The following is a 17,364-nucleotide window of genomic DNA, read 5'->3' on the forward strand; positions in this document are numbered from 1 at the left end:
TTATACTTATGACTTTAGATTCTCAATATAAGTTTTTGCGTCAGTCACCACGAGATGGCCTGAGTACGGCGATGCAGCCTTCAATTTGGGAACGACTACATATTGACCCTTGGCTCACAAGTTTCATATTCCTCAATGCCCTATTAGGACTTGTGACTTTATATAGTGCATCTGGTCAAGACATCGGTATGGTGACACGCCAAGGCATCAGTTTCCTGATTGGATTTCTGGTGATGTTTAGTCTGGCTCAAATACCACCCAAGGTTTACCAAAGCTTTAGTCCATTTTTTTATATCTTTGGCTTACTTTGCTTATTTGCAGTGATGTTCGTCGGTGAAGTGCGCATGGGTGCGCAGCGCTGGCTGAGTATTCCGGGTGTCGCAAGCGTACAACCCAGTGAATTTATGAAAATTGGCATGCCAATGATGATGGCATGGTATCTATCAAAGTTTTCACTTCCTCCTAAATTCAAGCACATTGTAATCAGCTTAATCCTGATTGGTTTACCCTTTTTACTTATCGCTGAACAACCTGATCTTGGAACATCGGCTCTGGTGCTTGCCAGCGGCATTTTTGTCCTATTTTTAAGTGGCTTACCGTGGTGGTTAATTGTAAGTGCGATGACAACGGTTGCCGTACTCATTCCACTGACTTGGCAATTTTTACTTCAGGATTATCAAAAAAAGCGTGTTATGACGCTCTTTGACCCAGAAGCGGATGCATTAGGTGCAGGTTGGAATATTATTCAATCAAAAACGGCGATTGGCTCAGGTGGAATCTCAGGTAAAGGCTACTTACAAGGCAGCCAATCTCACCTACATTTTTTACCTGAAGGTCATACAGATTTCATCATTGCTGCCTATTCTGAAGAATTTGGTTTCTTTGGTATCTGCATTTTAGTTTTACTCTATTTCGCCATCATTTTTCGTACACTTATGATCGGACTGAATAGCTTCCACAATTATGGTCGCTTACTTGCAGGCGGACTAGGTTTGTCTTTTTTTGTATATGTATTTGTGAATGCAGGTATGGTCAGTGGTATCTTACCCGTTACAGGTATTCCTCTACCTTTTATGAGCTATGGCGGCACAGCCATCATCACCTTAATGGCTGCTTTTGGCCTTGTAATGGCCATTCATACTCATCGTTAATAAACTTGGAAATTTTTAATTTATGTTAAATCGAAATTTATATAAAAAATTGACTCACCTTGCCGTAATTAGCGGTGCTCTTTCTCTGACCAGTTTTTGTCAGGCCAACGATTTCCAGTCTCATCCTGCATATGCAGCCTTTAAACAAAATACCATGCAAACCTATGGGCTGAGTGAAAATCAAGTTGACTGGGCAATGCAAGGCAGTAAAAATCTGCCCAATATCATCTCGATTATGAATCGTCCAGGTGAATCAAAACCCTGGTATCAATATAAAACCAATTTTCTCGCTGAAAGTACGATTCAACGTGGTATTCGTTTTAAAAACCAGTATGCAGACACATTAAACCGTGCAGAACAGCAATTTGGTGTCCCCCAGTCAGTGATTTTAGGCATTTTGGGTGTAGAAACAGGTTATGGCAGCAATAAAGGTAATTTTATTACCCGTGATGCGCTTGCAACACTCGGTTTTGGCTATGAACGTCGTGCGCAATATTTCCAAGATGAACTCGCCGCATTGATCGCATGGTCATATAAAGATGGTGTACCGACCAATTCTGTAGTCGGATCGTATGCAGGTGCCGTTGGCTACCCACAGTTTATGCCAAGTAATATTCCAAAGTTTGGAGTTGACTACGATGGAAATGGTCATGTTGACCTTCGAAACTCAGCTGTCGATGCGATTGGATCGATTGCAAATTACCTAGCAAATTATGGTTGGCAACGTAACCAACCGATTGCCTTTGCTGCTCGTTATTCTGGAAACAATCCTGATGCCATCATTGCCAAGGATTTAAATCAGCCTACTCCTTATGGCGTTTTAAAGGCTCAGGGCGTAACCCCTATGAATCCATTGGTAAAAATTGATGATTTAGATCTGGTTAATGTGATCCAACTTCAGGACAGTTATGGCCCAATTTATTACATCACTTACCCAAATTTCCAAGTCATTACGACCTACAACAAAAGCCGTATGTATGCGACTGCATTGTGGCTTTTAGGTACTGAAGTTACAGGTCGTTAAGACTTGTAACTTACTACAAAAATCAAAAGTCAATAAATTTCTCAAGCAAAATGGGTGTTTTTTAAACTTTCTAAACATCTTGTTACATTATTGACTATTTTTTAACCATTAAGTGTTATTTTTTTAGACAATTTCAAAGTATTTTAATTAAACACTAGACAGCCTCCCGATCGCATGAATATTATCCATCTCGTTAAAAGTAGTTGCAAATGTGAAATATCAGACGTGTTTACGTGGTTTTCAGCCACTTAGTTGAGCCATGAAAATATGCCATTGGGAGATAAACAATGCAGTCATCAATTATTAAATATGCCTTAGCGGTTGCCACGGCAGTTGCGCTAAGTCAGTCTCAAGCTGAGATGGTTCAATCATCGTCATTCAATCATGACAATGATAATTCTCGTCTTGCGGCACGTGTATTGAATAAAGAAGCGCAAAGCTTCAATTCAAACTTTACAAATTTAAGTAGCCTTTCAATCACTGAGCGTTCTGGCGATAAAATTCGTCGTGAAACAATCGCTGCTAAAATCGAAATCCCTGAAGACGAGCCTTCAGTGATTGAAAAGTTAAATACAGTCGCATCAAATACGGTGCGTAAATTTAGCCAAACAGGTACAGCGTCTTGGTACGGTCGTCAATTTCACGGTCGTAAAACAGCAAGCGGTGAAACATTCGATATGAATGCATTAACTGCAGCTCACCGTAGCCTGCCACTAAACTGCTTTATTCGTGTAACGAATCGCAATAATGGTAAAAGTGTTGTGGTAAAAGTAAATGATCGTGGTCCATTCCATGGTAACCGTGTTCTTGACTTGTCTTATGGTGCTGCAAAACAACTGGGTATTACCAGTGCAGGTACAGCCAATGTCAGCATTGAGCGTGTAGACGGTCCAAATTCTTAATCCCCAATTGAGTGACTACATTTAACAAAGCCACGCATCGCGTGGTTTTTTATTTGTCACTTATTTCTTCTTTCATCGTTTCACACCTTTTATAACTTGATCTCTCCCTGCCCGTTTTGGCCAACGTCTATTTCTCGTTTATATTTTAGTCATTATCGGCATGATCAAGGATTGTCATGAAATCAATTACCGAATGGTTTGATGAATACAGTGAGAGCCATCAGAACAAAACCAATAAAATAATTCATTGGATCTGTGTCCCGACCATCTATTTTTCTATTGTTGGCATCTTGGCTCACTTTAGTGCTTTATTGACTGCCGTACTTCTAGCGCTCGCATTTATTTTCTACGCACGTTTAGACATCGTATTGGCCGTTGCAATGGCTGCGTTAACCTTAGTCATGGCATGGCTCATTTGGGTACTACCCGTTGGATATGGCCTCTATATTGCGCTGTTCATTTTTGCTTGGATTGGCCAATTTTATGGACACAAAGTGGAAGGTAAAAAACCTTCTTTCTTTAAAGATCTCCAATTCTTCCTCATTGGTCCTATTTGCTGCATTGATTCCTACCTAAACAAAGTACTACCAAATTGGAAAACACGCCAAAAAACGCAAATAGCGAGCATTTAGAGCATATATAAATTTAAATTTGACGAAAAGAATGTTTTGACGCTTTTTTTGATGCTTTTCCCATATTTTTTATAAGGTTTATTTCGCCCAATTTAGAACGAAATAAAGTAGATATAAATATAGAAAAGCATCAAACTCAGGCTAATACTCAAAAGTAATTTTCGCGTTATACAAGTTACAAGAATGGTCAATAGTGCACCATAAAAATAGCTATTGCCCCACCCCCCTTTCCACTCACCACCCTCAAAAAATATTACAGGGCTCACAATAGAAATCATTAAGCACGGTGCAGCGTATTTCAACATATGCAACGTAAATTTAGGCAGGCGGATCATAGTTTTGGGTTCAAGAAATACATAGCGATTAAAAAAGGTTACAGCTGTCAACGCGAACAATAATACCCAACTCACGACTGACCCCGCTTAATATCCAACATTGCGGTAACTGCCATCCCAATCATGCCAGCAGCCAAAATGGCCGCGTCAAATTTAAACCAACTAAAAACCACTGCGAGCAAGGCAGAGATCAACATGCCAAAAATTGCTAAAGTCTCTTTTATCACCAAGATAGCCATCACAATAAAAATGACCACAATGGAAAATTCCAAATGAAAGGCAGATAAATCCGGAACGATTCGAGCTAGATAAATCCCAACCACACTAAATCCGACCCAACAGAGATAAAAACTAAAACCCGCACCAATTAAATAACGATAGCTAAAACGATGTTCGTATAACATTGCAGTAGCATAAAGTTCATCTGTCAGTAAAAAACCTAACAATATGCGCTTAACCAACGGTAATTGGATCGCATTATGACGAAGCTGTAATGCATAAATAAAATGTTGACTGGTTAAGAAAAAAATAGTCAAGATGATACTGAAGATTGAAGCACCAGCTGTAAGCATGCTTAAACTCACCAATTGGGCTGCGCCAGCAAATACCAATGCAGACATACCGAATGCTTGCATCACGCTTAAACCTGCATTTATTGCGACCGATCCCGCCAATATCCCCCAAGGAATAACAGCTAATGATAATGGCAACATATCCACCACCCCCTTCCAAAAACCCATAGGTTTTAAAGTGAGATCAATCTCATTTTTGGAGCAATTCATTTTTAAACACGTCAACTTTATTGATTAGTGAATAGAATGAAATAAATGTCGGGGTATGAATTGAACAAAATTGTGGATGACGGCTTATTTTTAATCACAGCTTAAAAATGTTTTTTCATTGATTTATGTTTTATTTATAGAACTTTAAAAATTAATCTATTTCAACTTTTAAAAATTCAGCATGTACTGTGCAGGTGTACAACCAACAGCTTTTTTAAAATGGCGGTTAAAATGACTCTGATCTGAAAATCCACATAATTGCGCTGTGAGCGCAATTTCTTGACCGCTTTTTAACAATCTCAATGCCTTGTGTAAGCGACATTGTACTAACCAAGCATGCGGCGGCAAGCCCGTATATTTTTTAAATTGCCGTAATAAATGCCACGGACTCAAACCAACAATCTCTGCCAGATCAGATAATTGATGTTCTTTTTCTGGCTCATGAGCCAATATCTCTTGAATAAGCTGTATTTTTCTCTGGGCTTCAGGCAAATTTTTTAAAGTCTGCCTTGTCATTGCATGGCGACTAATCAAATAGGCTGTGGTCGATAAAAATAAGCTTTCTTTAAACAATGAATTTTGCGATTGGATCAATAAATCAAATAACATGTTCAACTGGATTGCCAGTCCCTCATCATGTACAACCGCATGAGGAAACCAAGGTGCACTCCCTGTCGATTTAAAAAAATCACGACTGATGTCTGCCATCATCTCAGGGGTTGGGTATATTGCGCGATAGCACCACCCTGAATCTACCGCAGATGAACCCGTATGAACTTCGTCTGCATTCACTAATATAATGTCACCTTTGGGAGCGATATGCTGATGACCTGTACGCAAGAAAGATTGCGCCCCCTCATCAATTAAACCGATACAATAGCCTTCATGTGTATGCTTAGAAAATTCAGTTTCATGATAGGATGCTTTAAGCAGTTCAAGTCCACCTAGTTCTTGAACGTGCCAATAATCGACAAACTCATGTGCTTTACTTTCTTGCATAAACTATTCCACATCGCTAGCATTTCACTTTAACGACTTATTTCAAACTGCATAGAACAAAATTGCTCATTTGATTTTTTCATCTTTAAAAATGTTTCAAAATAAACAAAATTAAGATGCTTTCATCTAGGTTCAACTTGCTGTGGAAAATGATTTGAATCTATTGATATGTTTTTCCATTATGCTTTAACCAGCCATTTACATGACGACCGTTGGGATCACGATGTGTCCAGTGCATTACCCCACCTTTATCAGAATATTCATATTCTCCATTGAACTGCACTGTATCTCCCTTTTGCAGATGTTCAATTCGTGGTGCAAGATCAATATTGTGTGCAACCAAAACAGTTTGCCCATTGCTCAGTTCTAAAATGAATTTTTGATGACGGCTACCTTCATTATCATCTCTTAGTACCGCAACCACCTTACCAGCACCTTCAACCTGTATATCACTTAGTTTATTTTTAAAGGCATGTGCAATGACTTCAGTTGCATTAGAAGCTTTTGATGTCGATGTTGGAATTTGCGTTGATTCTAATTCAACTTGCGGTGTTTGCTGTATAGTTGATTGAACCGAGTCTTTATTTTGCTGTTGTAAATCAATACCGTAATACGCTGCAGCCAGCGCAATAATTACACCACCAATGGTTAAATTTGTTTTATTTGCCATAATCTTTATCGCCCAAACTAGGCTGTGTTCGCTAATTCAAGACATTATAGCCATGAAATAGGTTTTGATTAAAACCGATGTAAAAGATTTTAACTGAGCGATAGATTTACTTTAATCTTAATATTTTCAAAAACCAAAGACATAAAAAAAGCCCTCAAAAGAGGACCTTTTTTTGCAAATAATCAGTGATTATTTTGCAGCAGCTTGAGCAGCAGCAACTTCTTCAGCGAAGCTCATTTCTGCTTTTTTCTCAATACCTTCACCCACTTCGAAACGAACGAAGTTTGCAACTGTAGTGCCAGTAGCTTTAAGAACGTCTGCAACTTTCTTATCGTTATCGATAACGTACATTTGGTTCTCAAGAACAACTTCGTTAAGGTATTTCTGAACTGAACCAGTAACCATTTTTTCAACGATGTTAGCAGGTTTACCAGATTCAAGCGCTTTCGCTTCAGCAATTTCTTTTTCTTTAGCGATAAGATCAGCAGAAACACCAGCTTCGTTTACAGCAACCGGGTTGAATGCAGCAATGTGCATAGCCAAACCTTTACCAGTTTCAGCATCACCAGCGTATGCAGCTACAACACCGATTTTTAAACCGTGTTTGTAAACTGCAAGGTTTTCGCCTTCAACGATAGTTGCACGACGAACTTGGATGTTTTCACCGATTTTTTGAACAAGCGCAATACGAGCTTCTTCTACAGTGTGACCATCTTCAAGTTTCAATTCTGCAATTTGAGCAGCATCAGTTACGCCAGCAGCAAGTGCAGCAGCAGCAACTTTAGCAGAGAAACCCGCAAAGTTTTCGTCTTTAGCAACGAAGTCAGTTTGGCAGTTTACTTCTAAAAGAATAGCTTTGTTGCCTTCTTGAGCGATAGTGATCGCGCCGTCAGCAGCGATGTTACCCGCTTTTTTAGCAGCTTTAGCTTGACCAGATTTACGAAGGTTGTCGATCGCTAATTCGATGTCGCCACCAGCTTCTGTCAATGCTTTTTTACATTCCATCATTGCAAGACCAGTACGATCGCGCAATTCTTTAACCATGCTTGCTGTAACTGCAGTCATGTTAATCTCCTAAATACGGTAGAAAATGAATTCTTTTTAGAACAGAAACGGCCCAGAGCTGTCTCTTGGGCCGTCTGCATACATGACGCTTACTTTGCCACCATCACATGTCGCAAAAATGACAAGCTTACGTCAAACGCATTAAGCCTCAGAAGCAGGAGCTTCGTCGCCTTTCGCTTGTGCATTTGCTTGTGATTGAGCATATTCTTTACCAGCAAGAATCGCATCAGCCATAGCAGAAGCATAAAGAGTAACTGCACGGATCGCATCGTCGTTACCAGGAATAACGTAGTCTACGTTGTCTGGGTTAGAGTTTGTATCAACGATACCGATTACAGGAATACCAAGGTTTTTAGCTTCTTTAATTGCAATTGCTTCGTGATCAACGTCGATTACGAATAATGCGTCAGGTAAACCACCCATGTTTTTAACGCCGCCAAGACCGCGTTCAAGTTTATCCATCTCACGAGTACGTTCTAAAGCTTCACGTTTAGTAAGCTTAGCGAAAGTGCCGTCTTGAGATTGAGTTTGAAGGTCTTTTAGACGGTTGATTGACTGACGAAGAGTTTTCCAGTTAGTCAACATACCACCTAACCAACGGTGATCAACATATGGTTGGCCAGCGCGTTGAGCTTGTTCACGGATGATTGCAGAAGCTGCACGTTTAGTACCAACGAACAAAACTTTGTTCTTTTTGCTAGCCAAGTTGTTAGCAAAGTTCAAAGCATCATTTAACGCAGGAACAGTGTGTTCAAGGTTGATGATGTGAATTTTGTTGCGCGCACCAAAGATGTACTCGCGCATTTTTGGATTCCAAAAACGTGTTTGGTGACCGAAGTGTGCGCCTGCTTGAAGAAGGTCGCGCATGCTTACGTTGTAATCTGCCATTTTCTTTACCTTAAAGTTTGGGTTAGGCCTCCATATACCCGCATTCTCCACCTTTAAAAGGCACCCAGAGAAATGTGTCGATATATGTGCGGATTTTATTGCCCCATCGCACAAAGCTCGTAAAAGATATTCACGAAAAAGCATTTGATAAAATGGGCGGCTATTTATACCATAGTCACATACAAATTTCCAAAAGTTTTTAGAGATCATGAACAGTACTTACGAAGCTCCCCGTCGTTTAATCAAAACCCCTGACGAAATTGAAAAAATGCGTATTGCGGGACGACTGGCAGCAGAAGTTTTGGATATGATCAAACCGCACATTGTTCCAGGTGTGACTACCCTAGAACTTGATACGATTTGTCATGACTATATTGTCAATAAACAAGAAGCCATTCCTGCTTGTTTAGGCTACGGAGCAGCACCGGGTCGCCCAGCGTTCCAACATGTCATCTGCACTTCAGTGAACCATGTGGTATGTCACGGCATTCCATCTGAAGCGAAAAAGTTAAAAAAAGGTGACATCCTGAATATTGATGTCACTGTTATTAAAGATGGTTACCACGGCGATACCAACATGATGTACATCGTGGGTGGTGAAACCACTATTTTGGCAAATCGCCTTTGTAAAGTTGCACAAGAAGCGATGTACCGTGGTATGGCTGTCGTTAAACCAGGTGCAACTATGGGTGATATTGGTCATGCCATTCAACAATATGTTGAGTCAGAACGCTTTGGTGTTGTACGTGAATATTGTGGTCATGGTATTGGTACTGTGTTCCATGACGAACCACAAGTACTTCATTATGGCCAACCAGACACTGGTATGATTTTAGAAGAAGGCATGACCTTTACAATTGAGCCAATGGTCAATGGTGGTGACTGGAAAACTAAATTACTAGGTGACAAATGGACTGTGGTGACTAAAGATCATAGCTTGTCAGCTCAGTACGAACATACCTTACTTGTAACAAAAGATGGTGTCGAAGTTCTTACTGCTCGCCCTGAAGAAGATCTATCACGCTTTGGTCAATAAGTACGTTGTTCAATTCAATGTAATTTAAGCAAAAGGTCACCCATAGTGGTGGCCTTTTGTATTTTCTGGATTAAACCAATTCTAAACTAAACATAAAAAACTTGCCTTAAAATAAAGTAACTAAATATGATTTTATTCAATAAATGGCGTTCATATGGAGACACACTTTTTTTCACAATGTTGGTTTTGCCACTCCCCATTAGTGTGCAATTAAGCTAAGATAGTGTGCTTTTTAATTTTTAATCCCTATAAGAAGGAATACTGCCGTGGACGTACGTCTCTCTGATCGTGTAAATGCTATCAAACCGTCCCCAACTCTTGCTGTTACCAATAAAGCAGCTGAATTGAAAGCTGCGGGTAAAAACGTGATTGGTTTGGGCGCTGGCGAACCTGATTTCGACACACCACAACACATCAAAGATGCTGCAATTACTGCTATCAACAATGGTTTTACAAAATACACAGCTGTTGACGGTACTCCAGGTCTTAAAAAAGCAATTATTGCTAAATTAAAACGCGACAATAATCTTGAATATGCTGCAAACCAAATCTTGGTATCTTGCGGTGGTAAACAATCTTTCTTTAACTTAGCACTTGCTTTGTTAAATAAAGGTGACGAAGTAATCATCCCTGCTCCATACTGGGTAAGCTACCCAGACATGGTTATCATCGCTGAAGGCGTGCCTGTAGTTGTAAAATGTGGTGAAGAACAACGCTTCAAAATCACTCCTGCTCAATTAGAAGCAGCAATTACTGACAAAACTCGTTTAGTGGTTTTAAACAGCCCTTCAAACCCTACAGGTATGATCTACACTAAAGCTGAATTAGAAGCTTTAGCTGAAGTTCTTCGTAAATACCCAGAAGTTTTAGTTGCTTCTGATGATATGTACGAACCAATCCGTTGGGACGACGAATTCTACAACATCGCAACTGTTGCACCTGACCTTTACGACCGTGTAATCATTCTTAACGGTGTATCTAAAGCGTATGCAATGACTGGCTGGCGTATTGGCTATGCAGCGGGTCCTGCTAAACTGATTGGCGCAATGAAAAAAATCCAATCTCAATCAACTTCAAACCCAACTTCTATTTCGCAAGTTGCTGCTGAAGCTGCATTGAATGGTCCTCAAGACGTGCTTCAACCAATGATTAAAGCTTTCCACCGTCGTCATGACTTAGTGGTAAATGGCTTGAATGCAATCAACGGTATTACTTGCCTTCCTGCTGATGGTGCATTCTATGCATACGCAAACATCCGTCCATTGATTCGTGCGAAAGGTTTAAAATCTTGCACAGAATTCTCTGCATGGTTATTGGAAGAAACTGGTGTTGCTGTTGTTCCTGGTGATGCATTCGGTCTTGGTGGCTACATGCGTATTTCATACGCAACTGCTGACGAAGTACTTGTAGATGCGCTTGCTCGTATCAAAAAAGCTGCTGATTCAATCGAAGGCGTAGATGCTGCGATTGCTTCAATTGCTGCTGAAAAATAATTTGATTTAACCATCAAATTTAAAAACCCGCGAACTTCGCGGGTTTTTTTATATGCAATTTACGCATCAAAAAACTTTTATTTGTAAATACTTACCTCTCCAGAGAGTTATCTGATGTTGGCTGAAGCAATGAAACAGGTTTAGCAGAAGCCCAAATCACTAAGCCAATACCTGCCAAAACAATTGCAGCAGATATGATGATGCGCCAACTTAAGGGCTCACCAATAAACAACGCACCACCAATAATTGCCAAACACGGTACAGATAACTGCACGCTACTAGCGGTCACACGGTCTATCTGCTTCACTATGGCATACCAAAGTACATAAGCTCCACTAGACGCTAAACCACCTGAAAGCATCGCTAGAATGATACCTTTGGGCTGTGCGAAGCTTTGGCTGTACAAAGCAATATAAGCCAATAGGACAAAAGGAATTGCCAGTACAAAATTGGCTAAACTGCTTGCCAATGGATTTTGCATATTTTTGCCCGCAATACTGTACATGGCCCAGCCAATACCTGAGAGCACCATCATCCCTGCATAAATCAAATTGGGCGCTGAAGCACCCGGCAACAATAGAATTAAAATACCAATAATGGCGATGGCTAATCCCACTCCGCGGCGCAAGTTAATTTTCTCTCCATGGCAAAGTCCATACCCCACCATGCTGAGCTGTACTGTGCCAAACAGCAACAAGGCGCCTACACCTGCATCAATATGTAAATAGGCTAAGGAAAATGCAACAATATAGAGCGCAAGAAAAAAACCGTTTTTAATGCTCCATTCTATTTTTGTTTTATGTGCTGACAATGCATATAAAGTCAGCAAAACAGCCGCCCCGCTGCACACCCGAATCAAGCTAAAACTCATCGGATCAATCTGATGCTGTGCCAAGGCCAAACGGCATAAAATAGAATTCGCCGCAAAGGCAATCATCGCAATACAAATTTTCAGCAGCATGGTTGAGCATCCTTATTCAACGTCTACTTTAGATATATCGAATATATCTTATTAAATCTAGAGAGTTTTTCTCATGCGATTTATCAGCAATATCGATGTGTAACGCAGATAACTCAAACTCAATACCTTATTTTTTGACATCATCTGGTGAAAATAAAGCAATCACATCCGCTTCCGTGAGCTGCTCTGTAGAATGCTTGAATTGGTAAAAATCAGGCTTATTATCAATATAAATTTCTGTTGTCAGCTTTAAATCTTTTGGCTGTTCTACCATCGCAAATACATTGATATTACAATAGTTGCCATCCTGAGTTCGCCAAAAAAGTGACGTGCCACATTCGCCACAAAAACCACGCTCGCCCCAATCCGATGATTTGAATAGTTTTAAAAATTCTTGATTTTCAAACCTTAAACTACTTGGTTCAACATCAATACTCATGAGTACTCCGCTCGACTGCTTGCGACACATTGAACAATGACAAGCATGGACATCATGATTTTTGAGTACGGCTTGGAACTTGGTTTTACCGCATAAACAAGACACGTTCATTGTGAGTTCCTTCTCCATGTGAAGACTATGTAAATTACTAAATCCTTGTTTATCTTATACATAAAAAATAAAACCGTGTGTAAATTTTGTGCACCACTTTAAAAACAACAATCTCGTAAAGCTCTCCCAATGCCAACAACACTCAGCTCATTAAAATAAATACTCCTACACTATTTATGTTTCGTATGTTCAGAGCATGACTTCAATCTATGATTAGGATTTCATTGATTTTGTACTGATCAATCCAATGCTGAATATTGACGAAAAGGCTGAATTTTGTTTAATTGAACATCAAGTTCCAAAAAGAAACTAATAGATTAATTTAGAAATGAACAAAATGAATCCAAAAGAAATGTCAGGGCTACAAATTTTACAAGCGATGTGTGATGGGTATATTCCTGCGCCATCTATGAGTGAAACCATTCCAATGCTCACTGGAAAAGTTGAATTAGGTGAGGTGCATTTTCAAGTTCAGGCCGATCACAGACACCTCAATCCACTCGGTGGGGTACATGGTGGATTTGCTGCAACAGTTTTAGATTCTGTCACAGGTTGTGCGGTCTTTTCGATGTTAGAAGCAGGTGTAGGCTATGGCACAATTGATCTCAATGTCAAAATGTGTAGACCAATTCCAATCAATACCCCACTTAAAGCTTGGGGAAAAACCATTAATATCAGTAAAAATTTAGGGATTGCAGAAGGTCAAATTGTCGATGATGAAGGCAAGTTATATGCACATGCTACAGCAACTTGCATGATCATCCGTGCATAAATAGACTTGCTCGCATTTGTCGATGCGAGCAACTCAAAATTTATAAATTATTTTAAATAGCCGAATGTAATGCACGAATCAGTTGAGTATCGCTTAGGTTGATTCGATTGCTTCCCTTTTGGAAACAGTAGTATTTCAAAGCACTATCAAGCTCAACAGAAAGGACTTTTTGTTCCGAAAGCGACCATACTTTAGAACGATTTGAACCTGAAAGCGCACTTCCCGCCAATTGATATAAATACAAATCCTGTTGACGATGTAAAGGTGTTTTACATCCACCATCTTTATGCTCTTGGCGTAAACGACATGGCACATCAATCAACCATTTTTGGCTGAACCACAGTTGTAATAAATCACCTAAAGACAATTGACGATGCCCAAGTGGCCATACATCAACATATGCTTCTTCGACAGGAATTTGATATTGAGATTGATCCGCAAGTATAGAAAGGTAATTTTCTTGATAATAAGAAAAGTTTGAAAAAATTTGAGAAATAGTGAGCGTATTCATTCGCTTTCTCCGATTTAGCCATTTTAGTGCTGGCAAGTTGGGTTTAAATCCACACTGTTTAAGTTTTCACTTAAACGCTCTGTTGTTGCATTCAGACTAACAACTGATTTTTTTCATTGCAAGCCAAACTGCACAATTTTTTGGAAAATAGAATCTTTTGTTCAAATATAAAGCATACGCACTTAAATCCTGTATTAGAGCTTAATTTTAGCTTGACCCACTTTAAAATCTGCTTATAATCGCATTCAGATTCTCCAATAGCTCAGTCGGTAGAGCGACGGACTGTTAATCCGCAGGTCCCTGGTTCGAGCCCAGGTTGGAGAGCCAAATTCTAAAAAGCCCATTTCATAATGAATGGGCTTTTTTATGGCCTATAATTTTTTACTCCATAAGTCTTTCACTGCAAGTTGTTGAAATCTTTGCAGCAGATAATGTATAGCTTTTAAAAAGGATAAAAAAACCTCTATAGATGATATAGAGGTTTATAGAACTTCAATGTGCCTCTAAGCTTTTAAATCACATTAAAACTCAAAGTATATTTAAAGCGCTTCAACTCATCAGCTTTCATTGAAAAAGGTTGCTGATAATCAATTTTCAATAAATATTGCCCTTTATCTGCCAAACTAAAATTCAAATTGCCCTGCTGATCGGTTTCAAGATTTTTATATACTTTCCCATCACGGCTGTAATCCGTAGTTTGTGCCAAAATTTCAACTTTTACGTTTTCAATACCTTTGTTTTTATCTAATACTTTAAGTTGAATCAGTTGACCATTTTGAATTGCATTTGGATGGCTTAAAAATTCGATATTAAATTCAGGCTGATCCATTTTTAAAACATTGCTTGAGCTACTACGGCGTGAAACAAAGGTTTCAATAAGTTCTACAGTTTGAACTGTCTTCACTTTTGTCTTTTTAGAGAGCTGAGATGCATAAACAACATTGGCAGGTGCTGGTTTTGTAGGATCGGCATCTGCATGAATCAATGTTTTCCATTGGTTCTGATCAAAGGCAAAGCTTGTTTTATTCGCTAATTTTTCGCCTCGAATGCGGTATGTTCCGTCAGTTTTATTTTCAAGACTATAGCTACTTAATGTCTGTGTTTTTGCCCAATCAGCCTCTTTTAATTGCAATTTTTTTCCTTCAGGGGTGTAAACCGTAAAATTGAAATTTTTAATAGCAATTTCTGACACAAATGGATTGTCATAAAAACCTGAAACGATTGCGCTATGATTATTAAAGGTTTGGTAATTTAAAGGTGCGACATAAGGATAATGTGCATGGCTGCTACCCGCGACAAGAAACATTGCACAAAATAATGCATAAGATTTAGTTAAAGTCATGAGACGAATCGATTTAGAAAAATTAGACTATTCTAGTGATTCAAAACCAACAATGTAAATGATTCTTAATTTCAATTATATTGAACGTATAAAAAATCCCCCTTTCGGAGGATTAAGTGTGAAGTTAAGCAGCTTGCTTCGGCACTCCACTGTGAAAACGAAATAGTTCATCAGGTGTACTAATTAAGTTTTTTTCAACTTCACGGATATGCTCAATACGCATCTGAATATCTTCTTTCGGATTTTTCAGCTTCGATGTAGTCGCCACATCCACTGCTAATGCGAGATAGTCCTCATAATGGCGTGATTCCGACTTAAGCAAGTAACGGTAATAACGACCTAATTCTTCATCTACAAGCGGAGCAAGCGCGTAGAAACGCTCACAAGAGCGTGCTTCAACAAACGCCCCGATCACTAGAATATCAATTAAAGCTTCAGGTTCAAATGTACGCACTTCTTTACGCAAACCACCTGCATAACGTCCTGCACTAATGGCAGTCCATTCTTGACCACGTTTTTCCATCAGTTCAAGCACTTGCTCATAATGCAACATTTCTTCACGTACTAACTGAGCAAGCTTCACTTGTAAATCAGAGAAGAAACTATATCTGAACATTAAGTTCATCGCTGTACTTGCTGCTTTCTTTTCACAGTTGGCATGATCTTGCATTAAAATATCAAGATTATTCACAGCTTCATCAAGCCAAGCTTTAGGTGTTTCACAGCCTAAGAAGCCAATGACTGGCTTCATTAGTGCATCATAATCAATATTCGACATATCACTTAACTTAAAAAATTAACGTGCTGCTTTAATGGCAGCTTTCATTTGCTGTACAGACTGAGCCAAACCAATAAATACTGCATCCGCAATAATAGAATGACCAATGTTTAATTCATGGATTTGCGGAATACGTGCAATTGGAGCGACATTTTCAACGTTTAGTCCATGACCTGCATTAACTACCAAACCTTTAGAAGCAGCATACTCTGCCCCTTGAATAATGCGTTCCAATTCATGCTGCTGTGCTTCTGCTGTTTCTGCATCAGCATAAGCACCTGTATGCAATTCAATGGTTGGCGCACCACATGCAATTGCTGCATCAATCTGAGCGATATCAGCATCAATAAATAAAGAAACGTCACAACCTAATGCTGAAAGTGCCTGTGTCGCATTTTTAACATCTTCAAAATGACCGACAACATCCAAACCGCCTTCAGTCGTCACTTCTTCACGCTTTTCAGGTACAAAACATACATGCTGCGGCTTAATTTCTTTGGCAAATTCAACCATTTCAGCAGTAACAGCCATTTCTAAATTCATATGCGTTTTTAAAACAGGACGCATACGGCGTACATCATCATCTTTAATATGGCGACGGTCTTCACGTAAATGTAGGGTAATGCCCTCCGCACCTGCCTGCTCGCAGATCAACGCTGCATTTACAGGATCTGGATAAGTGGTGCCACGTGCATTACGCAATGTTGCCACATGGTCAATATTTACACCAAGCAAAGCTGCCATAATAATTTCCTAATGACGTTGAGTTTGAGAATTCTGTATCCACAATTGGCGACTCTTTAATGGTCGATCTCCCAATAATGAAGTGATCATTTGTCGATAGAGCTTCGAGAGTAATTGTAACTGTTCAGGGCTAAATTCCCTACCTTTTTCATAGTCACACATACTCAAAATATGCTGTCCAAATAAGCTTGAACGTGAAGCTTTCACAACAGGTAAAAAACCATCGGTTAAGTGAAATTGATAGTTTTCATTTTCTTGAATTTGTTGCTGATTTGAATCCGTTGAATAATCGAGTGCGTAGCCCAACTCTTCCAGCAATTCATGTTCAAATTGTCTTAAAATTTGCCTTAAGAAGAGGTCAGGATTTTCCTGTTGAGACATAAGCTGCAATTGCTCAAGCGTGTGCGCATATTGAGCAAAGGTTTGCGACATTTCAACTTCGAGTGGACAAAGTCGAAGTAAGACTTCATTTAAATAAAATCCCGAAAAAAACGCATCGCCATAAAAGAAAATCGGTTGATTAACGATTTCCAGTTTACTGAAGTTTTTTAATTCAGATTTACCTGAGGCTTGTAGACAAATAGGTTGATATTGCGGTGGTGGCGTTTGTCTTAAAATACCATCCACACGGCCATGCTCTTGTGTAAACAAGTGCACGATATGGCTTTTTTCGCGATATTTTCGATGGTGAATTAAATAACCATGCAGTACTTCATTACGCATGATTTA

At 39.3% G+C, this 17,364-nt stretch carries 20 protein-coding genes and 1 tRNA gene; 8 read left to right on the forward strand and 13 right to left on the reverse strand.

The window, feature by feature from the left end:
* Positions 1-8: 8 nt before the first annotated feature.
* From rodA to B9T33_RS03210, 4 genes are all read left to right on the forward strand, one after another.
* Positions 9-1,151: a rod shape-determining protein RodA gene (gene rodA / locus B9T33_RS03195; RefSeq protein WP_086177505.1), complete on the forward strand. Its 1,143-nt coding sequence runs from the start codon at positions 9-11 to the stop codon at positions 1,149-1,151.
* Between the two features lie 22 nt (positions 1,152-1,173).
* The gene (gene mltB / locus B9T33_RS03200; protein WP_086177506.1) at positions 1,174-2,175 is read left to right on the forward strand and encodes a lytic murein transglycosylase B; all 1,002 of its coding nucleotides are present in this window, start codon (positions 1,174-1,176) and stop codon (positions 2,173-2,175) included.
* A 287-nt stretch (positions 2,176-2,462) separates the two neighbouring features.
* Positions 2,463-3,077, forward strand: a complete 615-nt coding sequence (locus B9T33_RS03205) for a septal ring lytic transglycosylase RlpA family protein (protein WP_086177507.1) — start codon at positions 2,463-2,465, stop codon at positions 3,075-3,077.
* A gap of 176 nt (positions 3,078-3,253) precedes the next feature.
* Positions 3,254-3,709: a DUF962 domain-containing protein gene (locus B9T33_RS03210; protein WP_086177508.1), complete on the forward strand. Its 456-nt coding sequence runs from the start codon at positions 3,254-3,256 to the stop codon at positions 3,707-3,709.
* A 92-nt stretch (positions 3,710-3,801) separates the two neighbouring features.
* Here B9T33_RS03210 and B9T33_RS03215 read toward each other — a convergent pair whose 3' ends face one another.
* From B9T33_RS03215 to rpsB, 6 genes are all read right to left on the reverse strand, one after another.
* A complete protein-coding gene (locus B9T33_RS03215) occupies positions 3,802-4,119 on the reverse strand; it encodes an AzlD domain-containing protein (protein WP_086177509.1) in 318 nt (105 codons plus the stop codon).
* Positions 4,116-4,757, reverse strand: a complete 642-nt coding sequence (locus B9T33_RS03220; protein ID WP_228145771.1) for an AzlC family ABC transporter permease — start codon at positions 4,755-4,757, stop codon at positions 4,116-4,118. The genes B9T33_RS03215 and B9T33_RS03220 overlap by 4 nt, the downstream gene beginning before the upstream one ends.
* 237 nt (positions 4,758-4,994) lie before the next feature.
* Positions 4,995-5,825 (reverse strand): AraC family transcriptional regulator, encoded by an 831-nt coding sequence (locus B9T33_RS03225; protein WP_086177511.1) that lies wholly within the window; start codon positions 5,823-5,825, stop codon positions 4,995-4,997.
* Between the two features lie 160 nt (positions 5,826-5,985).
* On the reverse strand, positions 5,986-6,495 hold the full coding sequence (locus B9T33_RS03230; protein ID WP_086177512.1) for a DUF3465 domain-containing protein: 510 nt from the start codon (positions 6,493-6,495) through the stop codon (positions 5,986-5,988).
* Positions 6,496-6,684: 189 nt separating this feature from the next.
* Entirely contained in the window at positions 6,685-7,560 is an 876-nt protein-coding gene (gene tsf / locus B9T33_RS03235; RefSeq protein WP_086177513.1) for a translation elongation factor Ts, read from the reverse strand.
* A gap of 141 nt (positions 7,561-7,701) precedes the next feature.
* Positions 7,702-8,448, reverse strand: a complete 747-nt coding sequence (gene rpsB, locus B9T33_RS03240) for a 30S ribosomal protein S2 (RefSeq protein ID WP_086177514.1) — start codon at positions 8,446-8,448, stop codon at positions 7,702-7,704.
* Positions 8,449-8,656: 208 nt separating this feature from the next.
* Here rpsB and map point away from each other — a divergent pair, with 208 nt between their 5' ends.
* Positions 8,657-9,484, forward strand: coding sequence for a type I methionyl aminopeptidase (gene map, locus B9T33_RS03245; RefSeq protein WP_086177515.1), 828 nt, complete (start codon positions 8,657-8,659; stop codon positions 9,482-9,484).
* A gap of 266 nt (positions 9,485-9,750) precedes the next feature.
* Entirely contained in the window at positions 9,751-10,977 is a 1,227-nt protein-coding gene (locus tag B9T33_RS03250; protein WP_086177516.1) for a pyridoxal phosphate-dependent aminotransferase, read from the forward strand.
* Positions 10,978-11,068: 91 nt separating this feature from the next.
* Here B9T33_RS03250 and B9T33_RS03255 read toward each other — a convergent pair whose 3' ends face one another.
* Entirely contained in the window at positions 11,069-11,938 is an 870-nt protein-coding gene (locus tag B9T33_RS03255; protein ID WP_086177517.1) for a DMT family transporter, read from the reverse strand.
* A gap of 127 nt (positions 11,939-12,065) precedes the next feature.
* A complete protein-coding gene (locus B9T33_RS03260; protein ID WP_086177518.1) occupies positions 12,066-12,488 on the reverse strand; it encodes a GFA family protein in 423 nt (140 codons plus the stop codon).
* 337 nt (positions 12,489-12,825) lie between these two features.
* Between B9T33_RS03260 and B9T33_RS03265 the strand changes: the two genes are divergently transcribed.
* A complete protein-coding gene (locus tag B9T33_RS03265) occupies positions 12,826-13,260 on the forward strand; it encodes a PaaI family thioesterase (RefSeq protein WP_086177519.1) in 435 nt (144 codons plus the stop codon).
* Positions 13,261-13,312: 52 nt separating this feature from the next.
* On the opposite strand, the gene B9T33_RS03270 is transcribed toward B9T33_RS03265, so the two are convergent.
* Positions 13,313-13,771, reverse strand: coding sequence for a hypothetical protein (locus tag B9T33_RS03270; protein ID WP_086177520.1), 459 nt, complete (start codon positions 13,769-13,771; stop codon positions 13,313-13,315).
* Between the two features lie 251 nt (positions 13,772-14,022).
* On the opposite strand from B9T33_RS03270, the gene B9T33_RS03275 reads away from it, so the two are divergent.
* A tRNA-Asn gene (locus B9T33_RS03275) sits at positions 14,023-14,098 on the forward strand.
* A 184-nt stretch (positions 14,099-14,282) separates the two neighbouring features.
* On the opposite strand, the gene B9T33_RS03280 is transcribed toward B9T33_RS03275, so the two are convergent.
* The 4 genes from B9T33_RS03280 to recO form a co-directional block, all read right to left on the reverse strand.
* Positions 14,283-15,113, reverse strand: a complete 831-nt coding sequence (locus tag B9T33_RS03280) for a DUF4198 domain-containing protein (RefSeq protein WP_228145772.1) — start codon at positions 15,111-15,113, stop codon at positions 14,283-14,285.
* A 124-nt stretch (positions 15,114-15,237) separates the two neighbouring features.
* A complete protein-coding gene (locus tag B9T33_RS03285; protein ID WP_086177521.1) occupies positions 15,238-15,891 on the reverse strand; it encodes a tRNA-(ms[2]io[6]A)-hydroxylase in 654 nt (217 codons plus the stop codon).
* Between the two features lie 18 nt (positions 15,892-15,909).
* Positions 15,910-16,635: a pyridoxine 5'-phosphate synthase gene (gene pdxJ, locus B9T33_RS03290; RefSeq protein WP_086177522.1), complete on the reverse strand. Its 726-nt coding sequence runs from the start codon at positions 16,633-16,635 to the stop codon at positions 15,910-15,912.
* A gap of 9 nt (positions 16,636-16,644) precedes the next feature.
* A complete protein-coding gene (gene recO / locus B9T33_RS03295; protein ID WP_213033187.1) occupies positions 16,645-17,361 on the reverse strand; it encodes a DNA repair protein RecO in 717 nt (238 codons plus the stop codon).
* Positions 17,362-17,364: the final 3 nt, after the last annotated feature.

The organism is Acinetobacter sp. ANC 5054 (genome assembly GCF_002135295.1).
GTDB lineage: Bacteria > Pseudomonadota > Gammaproteobacteria > Pseudomonadales > Moraxellaceae > Acinetobacter.

What these genes read in the sequence shown, in the direction of transcription:
- rodA (WP_086177505.1), top strand. Translation starts at nt 9, where the DNA reads ATGACTTTAGATTCTCAATATAAGTTTTTGCGTCAGTCACCACGAGAT.
- mltB (WP_086177506.1), top strand. Translation starts at nt 1,174, where the DNA reads ATGTTAAATCGAAATTTATATAAAAAATTGACTCACCTTGCCGTAATT.
- B9T33_RS03205 (WP_086177507.1), top strand. Translation starts at nt 2,463, where the DNA reads ATGCAGTCATCAATTATTAAATATGCCTTAGCGGTTGCCACGGCAGTT.
- B9T33_RS03210 (WP_086177508.1), top strand. Translation starts at nt 3,254, where the DNA reads ATGAAATCAATTACCGAATGGTTTGATGAATACAGTGAGAGCCATCAG.
- B9T33_RS03220 (WP_228145771.1), bottom strand. Translation starts at nt 4,757, where the DNA reads ATGTTGCCATTATCATTAGCTGTTATTCCTTGGGGGATATTGGCGGGA.
- B9T33_RS03225 (WP_086177511.1), bottom strand. Translation starts at nt 5,825, where the DNA reads ATGCAAGAAAGTAAAGCACATGAGTTTGTCGATTATTGGCACGTTCAA.
- B9T33_RS03230 (WP_086177512.1), bottom strand. Translation starts at nt 6,495, where the DNA reads ATGGCAAATAAAACAAATTTAACCATTGGTGGTGTAATTATTGCGCTG.
- tsf (WP_086177513.1), bottom strand. Translation starts at nt 7,560, where the DNA reads ATGACTGCAGTTACAGCAAGCATGGTTAAAGAATTGCGCGATCGTACT.
- rpsB (WP_086177514.1), bottom strand. Translation starts at nt 8,448, where the DNA reads ATGGCAGATTACAACGTAAGCATGCGCGACCTTCTTCAAGCAGGCGCA.
- map (WP_086177515.1), top strand. Translation starts at nt 8,657, where the DNA reads ATGAACAGTACTTACGAAGCTCCCCGTCGTTTAATCAAAACCCCTGAC.
- B9T33_RS03255 (WP_086177517.1), bottom strand. Translation starts at nt 11,938, where the DNA reads ATGCTGCTGAAAATTTGTATTGCGATGATTGCCTTTGCGGCGAATTCT.
- B9T33_RS03260 (WP_086177518.1), bottom strand. Translation starts at nt 12,488, where the DNA reads ATGAACGTGTCTTGTTTATGCGGTAAAACCAAGTTCCAAGCCGTACTC.
- B9T33_RS03265 (WP_086177519.1), top strand. Translation starts at nt 12,826, where the DNA reads ATGAATCCAAAAGAAATGTCAGGGCTACAAATTTTACAAGCGATGTGT.
- B9T33_RS03270 (WP_086177520.1), bottom strand. Translation starts at nt 13,771, where the DNA reads ATGAATACGCTCACTATTTCTCAAATTTTTTCAAACTTTTCTTATTAT.
- B9T33_RS03280 (WP_228145772.1), bottom strand. Translation starts at nt 15,113, where the DNA reads ATGACTTTAACTAAATCTTATGCATTATTTTGTGCAATGTTTCTTGTC.
- B9T33_RS03285 (WP_086177521.1), bottom strand. Translation starts at nt 15,891, where the DNA reads ATGTCGAATATTGATTATGATGCACTAATGAAGCCAGTCATTGGCTTC.
- pdxJ (WP_086177522.1), bottom strand. Translation starts at nt 16,635, where the DNA reads ATGGCAGCTTTGCTTGGTGTAAATATTGACCATGTGGCAACATTGCGT.